The sequence below is a fragment of the Spirillospora sp. NPDC047279 genome (assembly GCF_040643285.1).
Classification (GTDB): Bacteria; Actinomycetota; Actinomycetes; order Streptosporangiales; family Streptosporangiaceae; genus Spirillospora.
In genome coordinates this window covers 294,454-315,203 of sequence record NZ_JBEYUA010000010.1, presented here as the reverse complement: position 1 = coordinate 315,203, position 20,750 = coordinate 294,454, and the positions used below count along the sequence as shown (strand labels likewise).

Here is a 20,750-nt window from a genome sequence, read left to right as displayed (position 1 = left end):
GAGGCGGGGATCGTGTCGAGATCGACGATTCTACGTGTCAGGCACGTGCGGACGACGCCCGGCTGCCGCCGAAGTCGGGCAGCGGGTCGTCCATGGTGACGACCGGGCCCTTGCCGAGCCGGGCCGCGCGCAGCGCCTGGTTCTCCTCGGGCGACAACGTCTCGATCGCGTGCCCGTCCCGGACGACCTTGGCGTAGGTCCGGGTCTCGGTACGGCCGTTGATCGAGCTGATCACCACCCCGTCACCGGTGGCGTTGATCAGGGCGAGGGAGAACGATCGGTGCCCCGACATCTCCTTGAGGGCGTCGTAGTGCACGATGGCTAGGTCGCGCAGCGCCTGGTCGTCGACCGAGCCGTTCGCGACCTGCAACTGGCGTCGGAGCACTTCGGCGCACTCCTCGACGACCTGGTTGACCCTGTTGTGGGCCACCACCGCGATGGACAGTCCGGCCACCCCGGCAACCAAACCGGCGACGGCCACCGCGACAAGCATCACGGGGCGAGCGTACCGACAGGAGGCTCCGAGCGAGAAGGATCCGGCCGATCCTTGGCCGCAACCAGCCGATTGACCAGCCATATCCCCAGAACCATGATCATGGTCACAGCCGCCAGACCGAACGCGTCCTGGACGACGCGGCCGAAGAAACGCGTGATGGGGCGGTGGTCGGAGCCCGACATCGCGGCGCCGTACCAGGGGAGCGGGAACAGGAAACCGATCCAGACCGCGACGGCGACGAGACATCGTCGCGCGTCTCGCCCGTCGCCGATCAAAGCGCCCAGCACGGCGATCATCCACACCAGGTGGTGCATCCAGCCGACCGGGGACAGCAGGACCGACAGCAGGCCGGTGATCGCGATGCCGCCGAGCAGCAGGCTGTAGGCGTCCGGGCCGGCGGCCCGGTCGGCCGGGCCCATGAGGTCGGTGCCCTTGAGCGGGCCGGACGGGCGGAACGCCGTGGCCCGTTCGAGCGGGCGTGAGGTGGCGGCGAGCCGCTCCCAGCCGGCGGCGGCGATCCGCCGTACGGAGCCGGCCGGGCGGTGCAGCGCCGCGGGGACGCGGAAGAGGTCGCGGGCGCGGAGCGCGGGGGTGGAGCCCGGCCCGTGCAGCGCGAGGTCGTCGGCGGCGAGGGTCGAGCGGCGGGCGAGCCGGAAACCCCCGTACGCCACGGCGAGCAGGAAGATCAGCCAGACCAGCGACCGCACCGGCCCCTCGGGGATGACGCGCGCCAGCATGCCGTTGAGCGCCTGGTTGGTGGTGGCGGTGATCGCCCCGGTGCGTTCGCCGCCCTCCAGCAGGGCGCCGAACCAGTAGTCCACCGAGTCGGACGGCAGCAGCGCGAACGTGGCGAGGGTGGCGACGACGGCGGTCAGCACCGCGTTGCGCAGCGCCTCCCAGCGCCCGGTGATCAGGAAGTAGATCAGGAAGACGCCCGGCACCAGCTTGATCGCGATGGCCAGGCCGACCAGCGCGCCGCGCGGCCAGCGGGCGGACCGGGCGGCGCAGTCGGCCAGGCAGAGCGCCATCAGGAAGAAGCCGACCTGCCCGAAGCGCATCTGGTCGTACGAGGGCCACATCCACGCGGTCGCCCCCACCAGGGCGCCGGTCGCGACGGGGGCCCAGCGTCCGGCACGCCTGATCAGGTCGCGGAACGCGTAGCAGACGGTGATCGTCAGCGCCGCGTACATGCAGATCGTCCAGGTCCACTGCGCGGCGTTCCACGGCATGAGCGTGAACGGGACGGCCAGCAGCCCGGCGAACGGCGGGTAGGTGAACGGCAGGAACTGCGGCGGCTGGGTGAGCACCTCGTAGAGGGGGGCGCCGCGCAGCAGGGCGGCCCCTCCGTCGCGGTAGACCTCCAGGTCGACCATCCGCTGGTCAGGCGGGTTGGTCAGCCAGTGCGCCACGATCGGCGAGATCGCGGCCACCGCGACGACGACGCCGGCCAGCAGGATCCCGAGATCCGCCGCGGCGACCCGCGGCCTGGCCGTCCGCGGGGGTCTGGGGCCCCCGCGGGTGCCGTTGCCTGCACGCATGTTCCCATCCTGGCGTAAGCCGCCCACTACCCTTGACGCATGTTGCGACGGGGGGCGGAATTCGGCATGTACAGAGCCTCCGTGGTCAGGAGCCTGGTCGCCCTGGTCGCGATGGCCGGGCTGGGCCTGCTGATCGTTCTCCAGACGACACCCTCGCACGCCGCCGCCCCGGGCGCCGCCGACACGACGGACATGGCAGGCAAGTCCGGCGCCGCGGCGACCGCCGCCACCTCCCCGACCGTGATCATCGGGATCCCCGGGTTGCGGTGGAACGACATCACCGAGACCGGCACCCCGGCGTTGTGGGCCCTCACCGGCAAGGGCGGCGCGGGCGCGCTGAGCGTGCGCACGACCCGGCCCAACACCTGCCCGATGGACGGCTGGCTGACGTTGTCGGCGGGTCAGCGGGCGCGGCTGGCGAACGCCGACTGCGCGCTGCCGGCCGTTCCGGTGGTCTCCGGGCAGACCTCCGGCGGGGTCTCGCCCCCCGAGGGCGGCGCCATGGCGCCGGGCTGGGCGTCGATCGCGCAGGACAACCTCGACAGCCCCTACCACGCCCAGGTCGGCCTGCTCGGCGACGCGGCGCGCAAGGGTGGCGTGTGCACGACGGCCGTCGGCCCGGGCGCCGTCTTCGGGCTCGCCGACGGCTCCGGCAAGGTCGACCACTACGTGGCCTCGGCCGACAAGGCCACCGCCGCCGACTGGGCGAGGTGCCCGCTGACCGCGGTCGACGTCGACGAACTGTTCCGGACCTTCATCTCCGCCGGGGTCGACTCCGACGGCGAGCAGGTCCCGGTGCCGGCCGCCGAACGTTCCGCCGCGGCGACCGCCGCCGACCGGCAGGTCGCCAAGGTGACGGCGGGGCTGCCCGCGAACGCCACCGTGCTGATCGCCGGGCTCGCCGACGTCGGTCCGGAGGCGCATCTGCGGGTCGCCATCGCCACCGGCCCCGGCTACCGGCCGGGCTACCTGATCTCACCGGCCACCCGGCAGGCCTCGCTGGTCACGCTCACCGACCTCACCGCCACCACGCTCGGGCTCCTCGGGCTGCCCAAGCCGCAGGCCGCGGTCGGCGCCGTCTGGGAGGACTCGCCCAGCGACGACGACACCGCCGAGAAGGTCGACTCGCTCACCGAGCAGGACGTCGCCGCGCAGGCCATCCGCAACGTCCAGGGGTCGTACTTCTGGGTGCTCGGCGGCACCCAGCTGATCGTCTACGCGGTCGCGGCGCTGGCCCTGCGGCGCAGTCGGCAGAACCCCGGCTCCCGCGCCAAGATCCTCAGCCGGACGCGGGTGATCGCGGTGATCGGGGGCGCGGTGCCGTGCGCCGCGTTCCTCTCCGGGCTGATCCCCTGGTGGAAGGCGCCCCATCCGTCCCCCGTGCTCGTGCTCACCGTCATCGCGTTCAGCGCTCTGCTGACGGGGCTGGCGCTCGGCGGGCCGTGGCGGCGTTCGGTGACCGCCCCCAGCCTGATCATCGCGGCGGCGACGGCGCTCGTGCTGGCGCTGGACGTGATGAGCGGCTCGCGGCTCCAGATGGACACGCTGATGGGTTACACGGCGACCGTGGCGGGGCGGTTCTACGGCTTTGGCAACCAGGCGTTCTCGCTGTTCGCGGTGGCCTCGATCCTGACGGCGGCATGGCTGGCGGAGTACCCGCTGCGGGCCGGGCGCCGGCTCGCGGCGGTCGTGCTCGTCGCGGTGATCGGCGTCGTCGCGGTGGCGGTGGACGGGCTGCCCGCGTGGGGGGCCGACTTCGGCGGAGTGCTGGCGATGGTGCCCTCGTTCGCACTGCTCGGCCTCATGGTCTCCGGCCGCCGCGTCTCGGCGCTCAAGCTGGCCCTGTTCGGCCTGGCGGGCGTGGCGCTGGTCCTGCTCATCTCGTTCGTGAACGCGCGGAGCGCCAACCCGACGCACCTCGGCCGGTTCTGGCAGGACCTGATGAACGGCGACGCCTGGGACATCGTCGTCCGCAAGTTCACGTCCATGGTCGGCAGCATCGAGCGCCTGCCCTACACGATCGCGGTGGCGATCGCCGTCGGCTTCCTGTTCTTCGTGCTGATCCGGCCGACGAGCCGGCAGGCCTCGCTGATGGAGCGGACGTACGCGCGCAGCGAGACGATGCGGCCCGCGCTGATCTGCTCGCTGGCGGTCGGCGTGATCGGCACGCTGGTGAACGACTCCGGCGTGGTGATCATCGCGGTGGCGTTCAGCCTCGCGATCCCGCTGATGCTCGCGGCGAGCATCCGGGCGCTGGAACTGGACGGGCCGACCGACGACACTCCAGGACGAGCGCGACCAGAACCCCGGTCAGCACCAGCGGGATGACCACCGGCCGGACGACCGTGAACAACCACGACAGGCCGTCCGGCAACCTGATCAGCTTGGGGTCGCGCGCGGGCAGGTAGGCGAGGCTGAGCGCGCCAGTGTGGGCGAGCAGGATCAGGTCGAAGCGCGACCAGGGCAACAACGCGAGCACCGCCCAGCCGAACCCGTCGTACCAGGGGAGCTCGTAGGGCGCGGCGAACAGCCAGGCCAGCACGAGCGCCGCCGCGATCCGCCGGCTCTCGGCCGCGTCGTCGCCGAGCGCTCTCCCGTCCACCTCGGCGGTGAAGCGCGGCAGGCCCCTGGCCAGCAACCAGACCAGGACGATCGTGAGCAGCACGAACCCGATCTTGATGAGGGTGCGCTGGCCGCCCCGGCCCAGCAGCGTGTCCACCAGATGCCAGGGCGTGGCGAACGACACCATGTTGCTGGCCTTCTGGACCTGGTCGAACGCGTGCCAGCCCGCCAGGGCGTACGCCGTCAGCGCCACCACGGCCGACGCGGCGACCAGCACGGCCAGGCCCGCCATCGCACGGCGGTCGCGCGAGCCGTACGCGCGGCGCAGCAGCACCCAGGCCGGTCCGCCGCCGACCAGCGCCGCCGGCATCTTGGCCGCGGCGCCGACGCCGACCAGCGCCCCGGTGACCAGGGACGTCACCACCACCCCGGCCCGCCGCCGGGCGGAGAAGAAGGCGACCGCGGCGACCATCGGCGCGATCGCGAGCACGTCGTTGTGCGCGCCCGCCACCAGATGGAAGAGCAGGAGCGGGTTGCAGGTCCACATGAGCACGCCGCGCAGCCGCCCCTGCGGTCCGCCGGCGCACCGGTAGAGGATCAGGGCGGTCAGCACGAACGCCAGCCCGTTGGTGAGCGACAACCAGAAGACCGTGAGCCGCATCGACCCGCCGCCGAGCCACGACGCGAACGCCTCCTGGGCCGTGGTGATCGGGCCGTACACCGACGGCGTGCCCCGCCACTCCTCCACCGCGCCGATCACCGGGTCGTCCGGCACGTCCAGCGCCCGGGTGGTGTACGGGTCGTGCTCGGTGACCGCCATCCGGCCGTACGCGGCGTAGTTGAGGTGGTCGCTCGATCCGATCGGCGGCATCAGGACGAACGCCGCCGTCACCGTCAGCCCCGCGACCAGCAGCGGGAAGGGGCGGCACCGCCACCCTCCCCGTACGGCGGCGAAGCAGAGCGCGAGCCCCGCCACGCCGGCCGCCACCCCCGCGACGACCAGCCCGATCACCAGGTAGGGCGACGGATCGGCGGTGAGCGAGTATGGCGGCTGACCGGGCTCGCCGGGCAGCGCGGGCTGCATCGCCGAGGGTCCGAGGAACGCCGCGAGCAGGAAACAGCCGGCACTCGCCCCGAGGGCGGCCAGCCCGCCGGGGCCGCGGCGGTCCCGGACGGCGGAACTCACGGCCGGCGGCCGCGCAGGCGTCCCACGGCAGGGTCGCGGAGCGCCAGCGCCCGCGCCACGTCACGGAACTGCCGGGCGCGGTGCACCTGGGCGTGCCAGTCGGTGCCCGTCGCGCGGTGCGCGAGCGGCACCTCCACCTCGGTCACCTGGAACCCCTTGCGGAGCAGGTCGATCGTGAGCGCGGTCTCGACGCCGAACCCGGCGGCCAGCGGCCGCGCCGCCTCGAACGCCGCCCGCGTGAGGCAGCGCTGCCCGTTCAGCGGCTGCGTCGCCGTCCACCCGGTGGCCCGCTTGATCCCGTCCCGCGACAGCCGGACGACGAACCCGTGCCCGCCCAGCTTCACCGTGGACGAGAACACCGCGATCGTCATGTCCGCCTCGCCGGCGCGCACCGGCTCGACCAGGGGAGCGGCGTCCCGCGCGGTCTCGGCGAGGTCCGCGTCGAGGAACAGCAGATGGCGAGGCTCGCCCTCGTCCAGCAGCCGGACCGCCTCGGCCCCGCTCTCCATCGCCGCGCCCTTGCCGCGGTTGCGGCTGTGCCGGACGACCCGCGCCCCCGCCTGCTCGGCCACCCGGCCGGTGTCGTCGGACGATCCGTCGTCCACGACCACGACGAGGTCGGCACCGGGCAGTTCGAGCGCGGCCTTGACGGTGGCCGCGATGCGCTCCGACTCGTCCTTGGCCGGGATGATCACCGCTACATCCTGCATCCGCCGATCGTAGCGACGCGGTTCGCGCCGACGCAGACTTAACGGCGCGCCCGGCGGCGCGGCGAATGCCGACGGCCCGCGGGGGAGACTCCCCCACGGGCCGTGGATCGTTGGATGGACGGACGGATCGGAAGGTCAGCCTGCATCCATGGCGGGCACCGCGTCGGTCACGTTGAAGACCGTGTCCAGCCCGGTGACCTGCAGGATCCGCTTGACCGCGGGACGCGGTGCGGCGAGCTCGAGCGTGCCGTTCTGCTCCTTGAGCCGCTTCATGGCGGCCAGCAGCACGTTCATGCCGGTCGAGTCACAGAACTCGACACCACTCAGGTCGACCACGATGCGGTCGACCTGATCGCGCAGCAACCCCGCCAGCGCTGTCTGCAGCCGCGGCGCGGTGTACAGGTCCAGTTCGCCGCTCGCTGTAACGACGGCGTGACCTCCCTGAGACGAAGTCGAGACGTTTAGCTCCACGCCCGGCACACTATCGGGCCGACGGCCACCGAGCCAGGGAGTTGGCCAACTCCCGTGTGGCGCGTTCCCTCGCATCCCAGTCAGGACGGGCGAACACCCGCCCGTTTCGCGGATTACACGCCTTTTTGCCCGCCGAACCCCCGGATCCGTCGCTCCCCTACGTGCACCGAACAGGATTCGCTCATTCGACACTTGACCCTCACCAGGCCTGCGGACTACGGGATTCACCCCGCATGACAGCGCAGAGTGAGGGAGGCTGACAAGGTGAAAGACGCACGCGGCCGTGCACCGGGGGGTGTGCCGCAGATGAAGACCGATCCACGCGAGGTCAGGCTCCGCGAGCGACTGGAGGCGATCCGCGCCCGGTCGGAAAAGTCCAACTCGTGGCGTTCGTCCACCCAGTACCTCTCCCGCCTGATCAACAGGACGGGCTTCGTCCCCATCCGCACGCGCCTGTCCCGCGAGGACCTCAACTTCCTCGCGGGCGCACGCGACGAGGTCATCGCCTTCGCCGAGCTCGGCCTGCGCCTGCTGGAGCTCCACCAGCCCCAGGACGCGGGCGGCATCACCAGCGACCCCGACAGCCCCATCCGCCGCTGCCGCGCCTGCATGTGGCGCTGGCCCTGCCCCACCTTCCGAGCCATAGACGACGCCATCGACCGCTGATCCCTCCGCACACGCCGTCCGGTCGGGGGCCGGCCGGGTGTCAGTGGGGCAGGAGGGTGCCCAGGTGGGCGTTCCTGGCCTGGACGCCGAGGGTGCGGGCGTTGGCGGCCATGGCGCCGGAGGCGGTGAGGCCGGTGGCGGCGCCGCGGACAAGGGTGATCGCGCCGAGCCCGGCACCGAAGCGGTCGCCCGCCTCGGCGGCGCCCGGAACTCCAGGGCTGTTCTGGCTGATGACCTTCGTGCGGCCGGTGGCCAGTCCCGAACGCGAGCCGGGGACGACGCTGACGAAGCCCGCCGCCCGCTTGCCCGCGACCGTCCCGTCCGGGCTGCCGGCCACCAGGTCGCGGTGGCCGTCGCCGTCGAAGTCGTAGGGCCGCGCGGTGGTCGCCGCCACCGCCGGAGCCGGCGTCACCATTCCCGCCAGAACGGCGGTCGCCAGGGCGCCCGCGATCCGAGAACGCACAGAGATTCCTCCAGCTGACGGCGGCCGGTATGGCACACCACGTCCAATACCTGGCGGAACGTTACCGTGAGTAAGCAATCCCTTATGAGGGGTGACGTGGCCCACAGAGGGCGCGTGCCGCGACCCTCACTGGCGCGAGTAATGCCTGGTCAATGACCAAGCCAGCACTGGCCCAGGGCGTGGCGCGCCGCCCGTCGCGGGGCTTCGCGCACTCAGGACGATGATCCAGATCACCGATGAGGCGCTGATCACAGGCGGCCCGGCTCCCACGGGTGAGTGACGTCGATTTGTCGACAAATCGACGTCACCCCAGCGGCAGGCGGACGACGAAACGGCATCCGGCACCGGCGTTCACCACCCCGATCTCCCCCGCGTGCGCCTCGACGATGCCCCGCGCGATCGCCAGCCCCAGCCCCGCGCCGCCACCGGGAGTACGGGCGGCCTCGCCGCGGAAGGCCACGTCGAAGACCCGCGGCAGGTCCGCCTCCGGAATGCCGCCGCACGCGTCGGCCACGGTCACGCAGGCCGCGCCGTCGCGCTCCGCCGCGATGATCTCGATCGTCCCGTCGTCGGGCGTGTGCCGGATGGCGTTCACGACCAGGTTGCGCAGGGCCCGGCCCAGCTCGCCCGCGTCCGCCTCGACCGGCAGTCCGGACTGGACGTCCCCGCGCAGCCGTATCCCCTTGGCGCGGGCCAGCGCCTCCGTGCCCGCGACCGCCTCCGCGACCAGGTCGGACAGCCCGATCCGGCGGCGGGACAACCGCAGCGCCCCGGCATGGATGCGGGACAGCTCGAAGAGATCGTCGACCATCTCCGTCAGCCGGTCGGACTCGACCCGGATCCGCCGGTGGTAGCGGCTCACCGTCGCGGGGTCGTCGACCACCTCGTCCTCCAGAGCCTCGGCCATCGCGCGCAGCCCGGCGAGGGGGGTGCGCAGGTCGTGGCTCACCCAGGCGACCAGCTCGCGGCGGCTGGCCTCCAGCGCCTGCTCGCGGTCGTGCGCGGCGGCCAGGCGGCGGTACGCGGCGTCCAGCTCGCGCGACAGCTCGGCCAGCTCGGCGGGCAGCCGGGTCGCCGGGATCCGGTACGCGTCGGACCGCACGGCGTCCACCAGCACCCGGTTGGCCGCCACCAGCCGCCGGCCCAGCAGCAGCGAGACGGCCACGGAGACCACCCCGGCCGCGGTCACCACGGCGAACACCACCGCGCGGTCATGCTCGTTGATCAGCATCATCAGCGAGATGACCACGATTCCGGAGATCGTCGCGAGGACGGTCGAAAGGCCGACGACGACCAGCTGGACCGCCACCGAACGTTCGCGCAGCACGTGCAGGACGGCCAGGCCGAGGGCCGCGACCACGGCCGCCGCCAGCGCCGCGTACCAGGCGACCCAGAGCAGATCCTCCAGCGGGATCCTCATCCGGCCGTCCCGGGCTCGTAGCGGTAGCCGACGCCCCAGACGGTGACGATCCGGCGCGGCGCGGTCGGATCGTCCTCGACCTTCTCCCGCAGCCGCCGGACGTGCACCGTCACGGTCGAGGAGTCGCCGAACGTCCACCCCCACACCTGCCGGAGCAGCCGGTCCCGGTCGAACGCCTGCCGCGGATGCCGCATCAGGAACGCGAGCAGGTCGAACTCGCGCGCCGTCAGCGACAACGCGGCGCCGCCCAGGTGCGCCTCGTGCGCGCTCACGTCGAGCACGAGATCGCCGTCCCGCAGCACCTCCGTGCCCGCCGGGGCGTGCGCGCCCTGGGCCCGCCGGAGCACAGAACGGACGCGCAGCGCGAGCTCGCGCGGGCTGAACGGCTTGGTCACGTAGTCGTCGGCGCCGGTCTCCAGGCCGGCCAGCCGGTCGGTTTCCTCGCCCAGCGCGGTGAGCATGACGACGGGCACGGCGGACGTCTCGCGGAGCCGCCGGCACACTTCGAGGCCGTCCATCCCGGGCAGCATGAGGTCGAGGACCACCAGGTCGGGCGGGGCGCCCTCGGCGCGGCGCAGGGCCTCGAGGCCGTCGGCCACGCATTCGACCTGGTGACCGTCGCGGACGAGGTAGCGCGACACGACCTCGGCCACGGTCGGATCGTCGTCCACGACGAGGATCCGACCGATGACGTCGCCGGTGTGCACCATGGGAACCTCACGAGTTCGTCGAGCCGAGGCCGGTGTCATCACGTTCTCACGTTACGTCTGACCTGGGTGGATCCGGCGGGCTCGTCATCACTCCGTAAGGGTTGGCCATCGGCTCCCCGAACGGCCGGGACGCCGGGAAGTCCGAAGGTCGCCACGAAGCTGACGATCACAGGGAGAGAGAAGCCCTGTTTAATGGCGGAATGGCTCAGCCCCCTCGCCGCGCGCCCTCGCCGATCGCCCCGTTCATCGCCCTGCTGATCGGTGGTGCCGCCGCCACCGTCGTCTCGTTCTTCATGACCTTCGTCAGCGTCTATGACACCGACCTCCTCGCCGGCTTCCGTGGCTCGGGTTTCTACTACCTCATCCAGGCCCTGCTGGTGGGCCTGGTGACCGGCGCCGGCGTGCTGGTCACCAAGACCCGCCTGTTCTTCATCCCGATCCTGGCGGCGGTGGCGGCGTTGGTCGCGCTCCACGTCGGCATCAGGTTCGGCCTCTGGATCTACCTCAACCAGATGCGCGGCCTGGGGTTCGTCAAGCTCTTCGACATCGCCTTCAACATCAAGGACCTCGCGGCGATGGTGGCCGCCGCCGCGGTCACCGGACTGCGCGTCCTGATGTCGAACGGCCAGAAGACACCGCGTTCCGCTCCCGTTCCCGGACCTTGGAACGCGCCACAGCCCGGCGCGGCCCCCTACGCCCCGGGTCAGCCCTACCCGGGCCAGCCCGGCGCCCCAGGCCAGCCCGCGCCCGGGCAGCCCTACCCCGGCCAGCCCGGCACCCCCGGCCAGTACGCCCCCGCCCAGCCCGGCGTCGTCCCCGGTCAGCCCGGCGTCCCCGGTCAGCCCGTCTATGGCCAGCCCGACGCCTCCGGCCAGCCCGGCTACGCACCCCCCGGCCAGCCCGTCTACGGTCCACCCGACGCTCCCGGACAGCCTGGCGCGCCTGGCCAGTTCGGTGCCCCCGGCCAGCCCGCTTTCGGCCCACCTGACGCCTCTGGCCAGCCAGGTGCCCCCGGCTACGCACCTCCCGGCCAGCCGGTCTACGGCCAACCCGCTTTCGGTCAGGCTGACGCTTCCGGCCCGCCTGCTTTCGGCCAGCCCGGCGCTCCTGACCAGCCGGGCCAGTACGCTCCCGGTCAGGCTGGTGCTCCCGGCCACGCGCCTCCGGGTCAGCCTGACGCCCACAGCCGGCCGGACCCCGGTCAGCCGGCCCCGGACCAGCCCGGGCAGGCGTCCCCCGATCAGCCCGGCACGCCCGGTCAGACTCCGCCGCCGTCCTCCGGTCAGTCCGGCTAGATCGCCCCGGACTCCCCTGACAGAACTCAGGGTCAGCGCGCGTCCGGGGCCGGGGACACGTCGGGGGAGGATCGTCCCCGAGGGTGATGACGCCCTTCATGACCGGCGCGTACGGTGTGGGGCATGGGTCGGACAATCCTGACAATCGTCGGCGTCATCCTCGCCATCTGGCTGCTCATGACGGTCATCGGCGCCGTCCTGTCGATGCTGAAGCTGTTCTTCTTCATCGCGTTCGTCGCGGTGCTGGTCGTGCTCGCGGTGACCGTCGTCTCCAAGACGGGCCGCAAGGGTTAGCGAAAGCATCGGTAACGAACGGGGCGAGCCCCTTGCCGGGCGCCGCCGGTCAATCGCATGATGCCTGGACAACCAGCATAAGCAGGCGGTTACCGGCGAAAGGGGCCCTCCGTGCCAGGCCTGACCGAAGTGCTGCGCGACCGCGCGCTACAGCACCCCGACCGCGTCGCCTTCACCTCGGGCGAAACAAACATCACCTATCGGGACTTCGACCGCCGGGCCGACCAGGCCGCGGCCGCGCTGGCCGCCGCCGGCGTGGGTCATGACGACCGGGTCGCCGTCCTCGACAAGAACTCGATCGAGTACGTCGAGCAGCTCTTCGGCGCGGCCCGGATCGGGGCCGTCCAGGTGCCGGTCAACTACCGCCTGTCGCCCGACGAGGTCGCCTACATCGTCAACAACGCGCGGGCGAAGGTCTTCATCGTGGGGCCGGACTTCGTGCCGGTGCTCGACGCCATCGCGGGCAAGCTGGAGCACACCACCCACATCGTCGTCATCGGCGGCGAGGGCGGCGCGCACCTCGACTACGCGGCCTGGATGGGCGAGCACGAGGGCGCGCCCGCGCTGGACGACGCCGCGATCCCGACGGCCAACACCTTCGTCCAGCTCTACTCCTCGGGCACCACCGGCCTGCCCAAGGGCGTGATGCTGAGCCACGACAACCTCAACTCGGTCCTGCCGCTGACCAACGAGATCTGGGACATCGGCGGGGACGCCGTGCTGATGGTCGCGATGCCGATGTACCACGTGGCGGGCAGCGCGCTCGCGGTCTGCGTGATCTTCGACGGCATCAGCGGCGTGATCATGCGGGACCCCGACCCGGTCGGCATCGCCAGGGAGATCGAGCGCAACCGGGTCACGCACGTCTTCCTCGTCCCGGTGCTGCTGCAGTTCATGCAGCTGATGCCGGAGGTGGCGGAGGCGGACATGTCCAGCCTCAAGCTGCTCCTGTACGGCGCGTCACCGATCAGCGAGGACGTGCTGCGCGGGGCGATGAAGATGTTGCCGAGCGCGCAGTTCATGCAGGTGTACGGCCTGACCGAGACGACGGGGGCCATCACGTCGCTCCCGGCCGAGGACCACGTCCCCGGCGGGCCCAACCCGCACCGCCTGCGCAGCGCGGGCATCCCCAACCCCGAGTGCAACCTGAAGATCGTCGACCCGGCCACGATGGAGGAGGTCCCGGTCGGGCAGGTCGGCGAGATCGTCTGCCAGACCCCGCAGAACATGCGGGGCTACTGGAACATGCCCGAGGCCACCGCCTCCGCGCTGCTCGAGGACAACTGGTTCCGTACGGGCGACGCGGGCTACCTCGACGAGGACGGCTACCTCTACATCCACGACCGGGTCAAGGACATGATCATCTCGGGTGGGGAGAACATCTACCCGGCCGAGGTGGAGAACGTGGTCATGAGCCACCCGGCGGTCACCGACTGCGCGGTGATCGGCGTGCCCGACGTCAAGTGGGGTGAGACGCCGAAGGCCGTCGTGGTGGTGTCCGAGGACGTCTCCGAGAAGGACCTCATCGAGTTCTGCCGCGAGCGCCTCGCCCACTACAAGTGCCCGACCTCGGTCGACCTCGTCGACGCCATCCCGCGCAACCCGACCGGCAAGATCCTCAAGCGTGAGCTCAGGGCCCCGTACTGGGAGGGCCAGGACCGCGCCGTCCACTGACCCCGGCACCCACGTTCGGCAGGCCGCCCGGCCACGGATCCCCCTCCTACCCGGGCGGCTTGGCCGTCTCCGCCCCATGGGCCGGCCAACGCCTGATCTCCCGCCCTCTCGGACCCCGAAGCCACTCACACACCGGCCTGCTCGAGCGCCAGGCCGGACGGGCGGCGGGGGCGAGGGGTTTCCGCGTGGGCGGGGGCCGGGTGTCAGGGGAGGGTGACGACGGCGGCGACGGGGCGGTGATCGGAGGCGCGGACGGGCTGTCCGGGGACCTCGCAGGCGATCCGGGCGGTCTTGGTGGCGAAGACGTAGTCGATCTTCTCGGTGGTACGGCCGCGCGTGTCCTGGGTGGTGTTCTCCCCCGCGCGGGCGCCGCCGGGACCCTGGTCGCACTCGGTGTAGGCGGCGTAGAGCCCGTCGAGGGACGGCTTCTGGGGCTGGTCGTTGAAGTCGCCGCCGACCACCACACGTCCGGTGCCGGCCATCGTGGCCAGCTGCCGGGTCTGCTTGAGGCGCCACGCGCCGGTGGTGTCATCGCCCGTGAGCCTGGAGCTCAGGTGCGTCGTGCAGAGCCTGGTCTTCCAGGCCGCGACATCGCCGCACACGGCCACCCGGCCTTCGAAAGCGGGTGACGGCAGGTTGACCTTCTGGACGCCGCTCAGCCGCTGCTGGGCGCCCAGCGCGACGCCGAACTGGCCCTGCCCGTTGCCGCAGGCCACGGGCTTGCCGTCGGCCTCGCGGGCGGGCGCGAACGCCCAGCTCCACGAGCGCAGCGCCGCGGCCCGGGCGAGCGTCTTGACCTGCCCGGCGCAGACCTCCTGGAGGAAGATCGCGTTCGCCTTGAAGGGGCGTCCGGCGACCGCGCCGCCCTTCATGTGGGAGGCGATCCGTTGCACGAGCTCGGCGGGCTCGGCGCCGAGCGGGCAGTGTGAATAGTTGTTGCCGCAAACGTTCCAGTTCAGGACGCTGACGGTGGCGGCCGGCACGGGCGCGGGGTCGGCCAGGGCGGGGGCCGAGGCCGGGCCTCGCTGGATGGCCGCTCCGGCACCCGCGGTGACGACCACGGCGGTCGCCGCGGCCACGGCGAGCAAGGGAATCAGGGCGCGGGGGGCTCGCACACAGGCTCCATCGATGGATCAAGCGGGGAAGATCACGACGAATCTCACCACATAACGGTGCCCCGCGCCAGGCGAACGTAAGGTCCCGTATCGGAAAATCTCACGTTCCGTCGACCCAAGGTGATCACTCCGTACCCGTGGGAACGTTCCGGGCCCGTTCGGAACGTTCCGAGCAGCCGGGAGAGCACTCCGTGGCCGCCCCGGAACGTTCCACATTCGCCCGAGGGAGTGTTCCGTGCCCGCCGGAGAGTCCGGCGGGCACGGAACGTGCCTCCTAGTCGAGCAGGCCGGTGACGGTGCCCGCGCCGACCGTGCGGCCACCCTCACGGATGGCGAAGCCGAGGCCCTCGGCCATGGCGACCGGCTTGCCCAGGTCGACCGTCATCTCGACGGAGTCGCCGGGCAGGGCCATGCCGCCCTCGCCACCGAGATCCACCCCGCCGACCACGTCGGTCGTGCGGAAGTGGAACTGCGGCCGGTAGCCGTGGAAGAACGGCCTGCTCCGGCCGCCCTCGTCCGCGGTGAGCACCCGCACCTGGGCCCGGAACCGGCTGTGCGGCCGGATCGAGCCCGGGGCGGCGATGACCTGGCCGCGCCGGATCTCGTCGCGCCGGACGCCGCGCAGCAACATCGCCGTGTTGTCGCCGGCCTCGGCGCGGTCCATGGACTGCCCGAACGTCTCCAGCCCGGTCGCGACCGAGCCGAAGGTGTCCCCGAGGCCGACCACCTCGACGTGGTCGCCGACGCGGATCGTGCCCTGCGCCACGACGCCGGTCACGACGGTGCCGCGGCCGGTGATGGTGAGCACGTTCTCCACCGGCATCAGGAACGGCTCGTCCAGGATGCGCGGCGGCACCGGCACGTACGCGTCGATCGCGTCGAGCAGGTCGACGATCCGCGCGGTCCAGTACGGGTCGCCCTCCAGCGCCTTCAGCCCGGACACCCGGACCACCGGCACCTCGTCACCGGGGAAGCCGTACTCGGAGAGCAGCTCGCGGAGCTCGAGCTCGACGAGGTCGAGCAGCTCGGCGTCCTCCACCGTGTCCGCCTTGTTGAGCGCCACCACGATGTGGCGGACGCCCACCTGGTGGGCGAGCACGATGTGCTCCCGGGTCTGCGGCATCGCACCGTCCTGCGCCGAGACCACCAGGACCGCGCCGTCGATCTGCGCGGCACCCGTGATCATGTTCTTCACGTAGTCGGCGTGGCCCGGCATGTCCACGTGGGCGTAGTGCCGGGTCGCCGTCTCGTAGTGAACGTGCGCGATGTTGATGGTGATGCCGCGGTCGCGCTCCTCCGGCGCTCGGTCGATGCCGTCGAACGGCACGGCGGACGCCAGCCCGCGCTCGGCGAGCACCTTGGTGATCGCCGCGGTCAGGGTGGTCTTGCCGTGGTCGACGTGCCCCATCGTGCCGATGTTGAGATGCGGCTTGCTGCGCTCGTACAGCTGCTTGGCCATCGGAATTTCCGTCCTCACGTACGAAGAAGAGACGCGAGAACCCTCAGGGCGCACCACCGTTCGCCGGACGGAGGCCGTGCCCATGAGCCTGAGACACCCCCCTCCGCTGGTTCTCCGGAGGTGGGACGGAGAGGGGTCAGCTTCGCGCGCCGTCGACGACGACCGCGCCTGCTGCCGATGCCGCTGCCAGGAAGGCAGCCGGCACCGCGCTCAGCAGACCGAGGTCTGCGAGCGTGCGGGTGCCGGCTGCGAGGAACATGGCTCTGACCGTACGGACGTTCTCGTCCCGTGTCGAACGGTTTTCGCGTTCGTCCGGACATCCCGGGACAAGGCGAGGCGCGGCGCACCTGGTCGTCCGCGCCGGACGATCGGATGCGCCGCGCCTCAGGGGGATAACGGCGGTCCCGCATCCCTCTCGGGAGGAGACATTGTTGCCGGTGATATTCGGCTGATCGAATCAGCCATCTATGTGTTTCCCGCGCTCAGCGCGAGTGGCCTGTTGACGCCGGCCCGGCGGTGGAACGTGACCTTTTCATCGACGCCGCCGAGCCGCTCGGCGGTGTCGCCCGACCGTGTCCGCCGCGGTCACCGGTCAATGGCGGAGGCAGGCACAGAGGACCGATTCCTTCCGTTGCTCGGGTGAACACTGTGCGATTCGTTCACACAGGGCCCGAGCGGGAACGAAGGGGGCCCTGAGCGGGAGAGCGACCGGCCGGTTGCTGTGGTGACAACGTTGGCACGCGGCGCCGGGCTCCACCAAGGGAACTTCGTCCAGGACGCGTACAGCTGTCACTGGACAAATGAACCGCAGGTCAGGGGCCTACGACCTGGACGTCCAGGAAGATCGGGCGCTTGGCGGGCATGAGCACGCGCCCGGTCGCGTCGGCCATCTTCCAGTAGATCTTGCAGCGGCCCGGGCTCTCGGCCGCCCGCACCCGCACCCGGACGTCGACGAGATGGCCGGGCGGGGTCGACGGGATGGGCACGCTCCTGGGGGCGGGGCACCGGCCCGCACCGAGGCGGAGCATCCGGCGGTCCTTCCAGTGCACCGTTCCCGAATTGCGGAGCCGCCAGACTTTCTCGAACGTGGTGCCGGCCTTGACGCGCGTCCCGTCCGGGTAGGTGATGTCGCCGATAAACTGCGAGTCGTCGAGCGGCGTGGTGACCGGTGACATCTGCTTCGGTTTCCCGGACTCCTGCGGATTCGCCGCCGCGCCCTCGGAGGGCCAGGCGAGGTAGGCGATGCCGCTCACGGCGATCAGTGCCACCGCGGCCGCGATCGCCAGCACCCCGAGGGGGAAACGCTGGGCGGGCGGCGGGAAACCGGTGCCCAGGTGGAGGATCCGGGCGGGCGCGCCGGTGAGGTCGTGGACCTGGTGCGGGTAGTCCAGGTCCTGGCTGGACACGATCATCTCGGCGGTGGTGCGGGTCGGCGAACGTCCGGAGGAGGGCTCCTCGGCGGCGCCGGACCGGCCGAACTCCTCGGCGTCCTCGGCGGCCGTCACCGCGTCGCGCGCCTGCTGCCAGTGCACGCGCCACTCGCGTTCGACCTCTTCGGCGTCGCGGCCCAGCCGGTCGACCGCCAGGACACGGACGAACTCCCACGTCGTACCCCAGGTCGGCAGATTCCGCCCCTGCGCGGCCGCCGCGAGCGACGATTTCGAGGCGGCGGCCCCGAGCGCGGCCATCTCCGCGTACGAGGGGTCGCCCGCCTCCTGCTTCAGCCGCCACAACCGCTCGGCGAGCGCCGCCGCGGGCCCCGTCGCGGGGTCAGGCCGACGAGACTTGCGTCCTCGCCGGCCGCCGTCGTGTCCTTGATCCACCGCTGAACTCACCCTCGTTGCCTCTCAAGCCTCAAGCTGCCCACAAGCCCCGCAGGATCACGACGACGATACCTGTCGAAATCAACATGGATAGGTAGAGACAGAACACTCACTCGGTTATGGACGTGAACGGCCGTCCTTCCGTTTCGTGGAGAGCAGCACGAATCCCACGACGACCCCCGCGAACTGGCAGGCGGCGATGGCGAGCACCAGTCCGACGGGCCCGATTTTGGCCGCGAACGTGCCCGTCAGCGCCGCCCCGATCGCCGAGGCGCCGATCTTGAGGCTTCCCCCCGTGGTGTTGACCTGGCCGAGCCGGTCCGGCGGCGACTCGCGCTGCCGGAGCATGAGCGTGGACGCGAACACCGGGCCCTCGCAGATCCCCGCCACGAAGAAGCAGAGCATCGCCCACGACAACGAGGGCGCCACGGCGGGCCCGGCCAGCGCCAGCCCGAAGCCCGCCAGGCCGGCCAGCATCACCCGCTCGGCGTGCCGCACGCCGAGCCACCGCGCGCAGGCCAGCGACCCGGCCAGCGACCCGATCGCCATGGCCACCAGCAGCTGACCGCCGGCGCTGGGATCCGCGCCGAGCCGTTCGGCCAGCAGGACGGCCGTGACGGCGACGCCGCCGAACCCGAGCCAGGCCAGCGTCGTCGCCGCCGTCAGCGCCCGCAGCACCCGGTTCGACGCCAGGACGAGCAACCCTCCCGTCACCACGTCCGCCAAGGCCCCCGCCTCCCGCCCCACACCCGACCCGGCAGGCGCAGCGGGGTCAGAGGGTGCCCCGGAGTCCGCAGGCGGGTCGGCGGGCGCGGTGAGTGTGGTGGGCGAAGGGCGGGTGAGGCCGGGGAGGGGGAGCAGGGGGAGGGCCAGGAGGCCGAGGACGGCGCACAGGACGATGGGGATGCCGGAGGAGGCGCCGCCCGCCCAGGCGGCCATGCCGGCGGCCAGACCGGGGCCGACGATGGCGGCGGCGTTGTAGCTGGAGGCCTCGAGCCCGTACGCCCGCGTCAGCCGGTCGGGGGGCACGAACCGCGGGACGAGGCTGGTGATCCCGACGACGATCGGTTCGGTGCAGCCGATGACCAGGGCGACGACGATGGCGAGCATCAGCGGGGACTCCCCGGCGATGAGCAGCAGCAGCCCGGCCGCCACCGCGTACCCGAGCGCCAGGGCGACCACCAGGCGCCGTGGCCGGGCCGCCTGGTCCAGCTTGTGGCCGACCACCGGGCCGCTGAGGATGTACGGGAGCGTCAGCGCCGTCTGCAGGAACCCGGCCGTCGCCGCGTTCCCCGTGCGCGCCTGGACCGTCAGGACCAGCGCCGTGGCCAGTCCCTCGGCCGAGACCCGTAACAGGGTGGCGGCCGACAGGTAGAGCGGGAGCGCGGTTTTCCGGGTGGTCATCCTGTGATCGTCACACGTCGCTCAAGGGGTGCGAAAACGGAATATCTAGACTGCTGAACGTGGCAAAACCATACGAGCACCGAGTCACCAGCGAGGTCGGGCGGCTGCGCACCGTGCTGCTGCACCGTCCGGGAGCCGAGCTCAAGCGCCTCACCCCGCGCAACAGCGACAAGCTCCTGTTCGACGCCATCCCGTGGGTGGGACGGGCGCAGGAGGAGCACGACGCGTTCGCGCAGGCGCTGCGCGACCGCGACGTCGAGGTCCTGTACGTGACCGAACTGCTGCAGGACGCGCTGGAGTACGAGTCCGCCCGCGACCGGGCCGTCAGGGACGTCCTCGACGATCCGCGCCTGGGCGACCAGTTGCGCCGCGTCGTCGAGGGGTACCTGCGCGACCTGGACCCGGAGGACCTCTCCCACGTCCTCATCGACGGTCTCGCGCACGAGGAGCTCAAGACCGGCCACGGCATGGTCTACCGGCTGATGGACAGGCTCGACTTCATCATCGATCCGCTGCCCGGCCTGCTCTTCACCCGCGACAACAGCGCCTGGGTCGGCGACCGGGTGGCGGTGACGAGCCTGGCCATGCCGGCCCGCCGCCGCGAGTCCGCGCTCACCGGGCTGATCTACGCGTTCCATCCGCGGTTCTCCGGCGTGGAGCCGGTCTACGACCCGAGCCTGGAGCACGTGGAGGGCGGCGACATCCTGCTGCTCTCCCCCGGCGTGGTCGCCGTCGGGACGGGTGAACGCACCACTCCGGCGGGCGTTGAACGGCTCGCCCGGCAGGTCTTCGCCGCCGGGCTGGCGCACACCGTGCTGGCGGTGCCGATCGAGCAGCAGCGGGCGACCATGCACCTCGACACCGTCTGCACGATGGTCGACGTCGACACCGTGGTCATGTACCCGCCGGTCGCCCACTCGCTGACCGCGTTCACCGTCACCGCGGCCAACGGCGACCTGCGCGTCTCGGAGCCGCGTCCGTTCCTGGAGGCCGCCGCGGCGGCGATGGGCCTGGACCGGCTCAAGGTCATCGACACCGGCCTCGACCCCGTGACCGCCGAACGTGAGCAGTGGGACGACGGCAACAACACCCTGGCGGTGGCCCCGCGCCTCGCCGTCGCCTACGAACGCAACATCGAGACCAACGCCCAGCTGGAGACGGCGGGCATCGAGGTCATCCGGATCAGCGGCAGCGAGCTGGGCAGCGGCCGGGGAGGCCCGCGCTGCATGTCCTGCCCGATCCTGCGCGATCCGCCGCCCGCCACCGGCTGACGGCGGAGGGCGGACGGCCCGCAACGTGAAAGCCCCGGAGGCACTGAGCCTCCGGGGCTTTCATCGACGTTGGACGCTCGGGCGGTGTCGACGGGGGCACGACAGCGCCCGAGCTTGAAGAGGACCCTACAAGGTGGGGGAAAGGTCCGGCTAGCCGGGGTATGCCCCGGCGTGTCCCGCGACCTGAGGGCGA

General features: G+C 71.9%; 19 protein-coding genes. 6 read left to right on the top strand and 13 right to left on the bottom strand.

Going from position 1 to position 20,750, the window contains the following annotated elements:
- Window positions 1-37 precede the first annotated feature (37 nt).
- The gene (locus ABZ810_RS26695) at window positions 38-493 is read right to left on the bottom strand and encodes a DUF4446 family protein (RefSeq protein ID WP_358407859.1); all 456 of its coding nucleotides are present in this window, start codon (window positions 491-493) and stop codon (window positions 38-40) included.
- A complete protein-coding gene (locus ABZ810_RS26690) occupies window positions 493-2,034 on the bottom strand; it encodes a glycosyltransferase 87 family protein (protein ID WP_358407689.1) in 1,542 nt (513 codons plus the stop codon). The genes ABZ810_RS26695 and ABZ810_RS26690 overlap by 1 nt, the downstream gene beginning before the upstream one ends.
- Before the next feature lie 66 nt (window positions 2,035-2,100).
- On the opposite strand from ABZ810_RS26690, the gene ABZ810_RS26685 reads away from it, so the two are divergent.
- Window positions 2,101-4,362 (top strand): hypothetical protein, encoded by a 2,262-nt coding sequence (locus ABZ810_RS26685; RefSeq protein ID WP_358407687.1) that lies wholly within the window; start codon window positions 2,101-2,103, stop codon window positions 4,360-4,362.
- On the opposite strand, the gene ABZ810_RS26680 is transcribed toward ABZ810_RS26685, so the two are convergent.
- The 3 genes from ABZ810_RS26680 to ABZ810_RS26670 form a co-directional block, all read right to left on the bottom strand.
- Window positions 4,244-5,782 carry a hypothetical protein gene (locus tag ABZ810_RS26680; RefSeq protein ID WP_358407685.1) on the bottom strand — a complete coding sequence of 513 codons (1,539 nt, stop codon included), beginning with the start codon at window positions 5,780-5,782 and terminating at the stop codon, window positions 4,244-4,246. The two genes, ABZ810_RS26685 and ABZ810_RS26680, sit on opposite strands and share 119 nt — an antisense overlap.
- Window positions 5,779-6,492: a glycosyltransferase family 2 protein gene (locus tag ABZ810_RS26675; protein WP_358407683.1), complete on the bottom strand. Its 714-nt coding sequence runs from the start codon at window positions 6,490-6,492 to the stop codon at window positions 5,779-5,781. Before ABZ810_RS26675 ends, ABZ810_RS26680 begins: the two co-directional genes overlap by 4 nt.
- A 135-nt stretch (window positions 6,493-6,627) precedes the next feature.
- Window positions 6,628-6,963 carry an STAS domain-containing protein gene (locus tag ABZ810_RS26670; protein WP_358407681.1) on the bottom strand — a complete coding sequence of 112 codons (336 nt, stop codon included), beginning with the start codon at window positions 6,961-6,963 and terminating at the stop codon, window positions 6,628-6,630.
- 306 nt (window positions 6,964-7,269) lie between these two features.
- Here ABZ810_RS26670 and ABZ810_RS26665 point away from each other — a divergent pair, with 306 nt between their 5' ends.
- Window positions 7,270-7,629, top strand: coding sequence for a hypothetical protein (locus ABZ810_RS26665; RefSeq protein ID WP_358407680.1), 360 nt, complete (start codon window positions 7,270-7,272; stop codon window positions 7,627-7,629).
- 40 nt (window positions 7,630-7,669) lie between these two features.
- Here the strand turns inward: ABZ810_RS26665 and ABZ810_RS26660 are convergent, their stop codons facing one another.
- The 3 genes from ABZ810_RS26660 to ABZ810_RS26650 form a co-directional block, all read right to left on the bottom strand.
- Window positions 7,670-8,092 (bottom strand): hypothetical protein, encoded by a 423-nt coding sequence (locus tag ABZ810_RS26660; RefSeq protein WP_358407678.1) that lies wholly within the window; start codon window positions 8,090-8,092, stop codon window positions 7,670-7,672.
- A gap of 304 nt (window positions 8,093-8,396) precedes the next feature.
- Entirely contained in the window at window positions 8,397-9,512 is a 1,116-nt protein-coding gene (locus ABZ810_RS26655; RefSeq protein WP_358407677.1) for an ATP-binding protein, read from the bottom strand.
- Window positions 9,509-10,222: a response regulator transcription factor gene (locus ABZ810_RS26650; protein ID WP_358407675.1), complete on the bottom strand. Its 714-nt coding sequence runs from the start codon at window positions 10,220-10,222 to the stop codon at window positions 9,509-9,511. Before ABZ810_RS26650 ends, ABZ810_RS26655 begins: the two co-directional genes overlap by 4 nt.
- A gap of 200 nt (window positions 10,223-10,422) precedes the next feature.
- On the opposite strand from ABZ810_RS26650, the gene ABZ810_RS26645 reads away from it, so the two are divergent.
- The 3 genes from ABZ810_RS26645 to ABZ810_RS26635 all read left to right on the top strand — a co-directional run bounded on the left by ABZ810_RS26645 (window position 10,423) and on the right by ABZ810_RS26635 (window position 13,485).
- Window positions 10,423-11,517: a hypothetical protein gene (locus ABZ810_RS26645; RefSeq protein WP_358407673.1), complete on the top strand. Its 1,095-nt coding sequence runs from the start codon at window positions 10,423-10,425 to the stop codon at window positions 11,515-11,517.
- A gap of 123 nt (window positions 11,518-11,640) precedes the next feature.
- Window positions 11,641-11,811, top strand: a complete 171-nt coding sequence (locus ABZ810_RS26640; protein WP_358407670.1) for a hypothetical protein — start codon at window positions 11,641-11,643, stop codon at window positions 11,809-11,811.
- A gap of 111 nt (window positions 11,812-11,922) precedes the next feature.
- Entirely contained in the window at window positions 11,923-13,485 is a 1,563-nt protein-coding gene (locus ABZ810_RS26635; protein ID WP_358407667.1) for a long-chain-fatty-acid--CoA ligase, read from the top strand.
- A 203-nt stretch (window positions 13,486-13,688) separates the two neighbouring features.
- On the opposite strand, the gene ABZ810_RS26630 is transcribed toward ABZ810_RS26635, so the two are convergent.
- The 5 genes from ABZ810_RS26630 to ABZ810_RS26610 form a co-directional block, all read right to left on the bottom strand.
- Window positions 13,689-14,600, bottom strand: a complete 912-nt coding sequence (locus tag ABZ810_RS26630; RefSeq protein WP_358407664.1) for an endonuclease/exonuclease/phosphatase family protein — start codon at window positions 14,598-14,600, stop codon at window positions 13,689-13,691.
- A 274-nt stretch (window positions 14,601-14,874) separates the two neighbouring features.
- Window positions 14,875-16,059 (bottom strand): elongation factor Tu, encoded by a 1,185-nt coding sequence (tuf, locus tag ABZ810_RS26625; protein WP_358407662.1) that lies wholly within the window; start codon window positions 16,057-16,059, stop codon window positions 14,875-14,877.
- A 136-nt stretch (window positions 16,060-16,195) separates the two neighbouring features.
- Entirely contained in the window at window positions 16,196-16,318 is a 123-nt protein-coding gene (locus tag ABZ810_RS26620; RefSeq protein WP_358407661.1) for a hypothetical protein, read from the bottom strand.
- 553 nt (window positions 16,319-16,871) lie between these two features.
- Window positions 16,872-17,882 carry an NBR1-Ig-like domain-containing protein gene (locus ABZ810_RS26615; RefSeq protein WP_358407660.1) on the bottom strand — a complete coding sequence of 337 codons (1,011 nt, stop codon included), beginning with the start codon at window positions 17,880-17,882 and terminating at the stop codon, window positions 16,872-16,874.
- A gap of 117 nt (window positions 17,883-17,999) precedes the next feature.
- Window positions 18,000-19,286: an MFS transporter gene (locus tag ABZ810_RS26610; protein ID WP_358407658.1), complete on the bottom strand. Its 1,287-nt coding sequence runs from the start codon at window positions 19,284-19,286 to the stop codon at window positions 18,000-18,002.
- A gap of 59 nt (window positions 19,287-19,345) precedes the next feature.
- On the opposite strand from ABZ810_RS26610, the gene ABZ810_RS26605 reads away from it, so the two are divergent.
- Window positions 19,346-20,557: an arginine deiminase gene (locus ABZ810_RS26605; RefSeq protein WP_358407657.1), complete on the top strand. Its 1,212-nt coding sequence runs from the start codon at window positions 19,346-19,348 to the stop codon at window positions 20,555-20,557.
- Window positions 20,558-20,750: the final 193 nt, after the last annotated feature.

Bases quoted from the DNA above. Each gene is read 5' to 3' on its own strand.
- ABZ810_RS26695 (WP_358407859.1), bottom strand. From the start codon at position 493: ATGCTTGTCGCGGTGGCCGTCGCCGGTTTGGTTGCCGGGGTGGCCGGA.
- ABZ810_RS26690 (WP_358407689.1), bottom strand. From the start codon at position 2,034: ATGCGTGCAGGCAACGGCACCCGCGGGGGCCCCAGACCCCCGCGGACG.
- ABZ810_RS26685 (WP_358407687.1), top strand. From the start codon at position 2,101: ATGTACAGAGCCTCCGTGGTCAGGAGCCTGGTCGCCCTGGTCGCGATG.
- ABZ810_RS26675 (WP_358407683.1), bottom strand. From the start codon at position 6,492: ATGCAGGATGTAGCGGTGATCATCCCGGCCAAGGACGAGTCGGAGCGC.
- ABZ810_RS26665 (WP_358407680.1), top strand. From the start codon at position 7,270: ATGAAGACCGATCCACGCGAGGTCAGGCTCCGCGAGCGACTGGAGGCG.
- ABZ810_RS26655 (WP_358407677.1), bottom strand. From the start codon at position 9,512: ATGAGGATCCCGCTGGAGGATCTGCTCTGGGTCGCCTGGTACGCGGCG.
- ABZ810_RS26650 (WP_358407675.1), bottom strand. From the start codon at position 10,222: ATGGTGCACACCGGCGACGTCATCGGTCGGATCCTCGTCGTGGACGAC.
- ABZ810_RS26645 (WP_358407673.1), top strand. From the start codon at position 10,423: ATGGCTCAGCCCCCTCGCCGCGCGCCCTCGCCGATCGCCCCGTTCATC.
- ABZ810_RS26640 (WP_358407670.1), top strand. From the start codon at position 11,641: ATGGGTCGGACAATCCTGACAATCGTCGGCGTCATCCTCGCCATCTGG.
- tuf (WP_358407662.1), bottom strand. From the start codon at position 16,059: ATGGCCAAGCAGCTGTACGAGCGCAGCAAGCCGCATCTCAACATCGGC.
- ABZ810_RS26620 (WP_358407661.1), bottom strand. From the start codon at position 16,318: ATGTTCCTCGCAGCCGGCACCCGCACGCTCGCAGACCTCGGTCTGCTG.
- ABZ810_RS26610 (WP_358407658.1), bottom strand. From the start codon at position 19,286: ATGACCACCCGGAAAACCGCGCTCCCGCTCTACCTGTCGGCCGCCACC.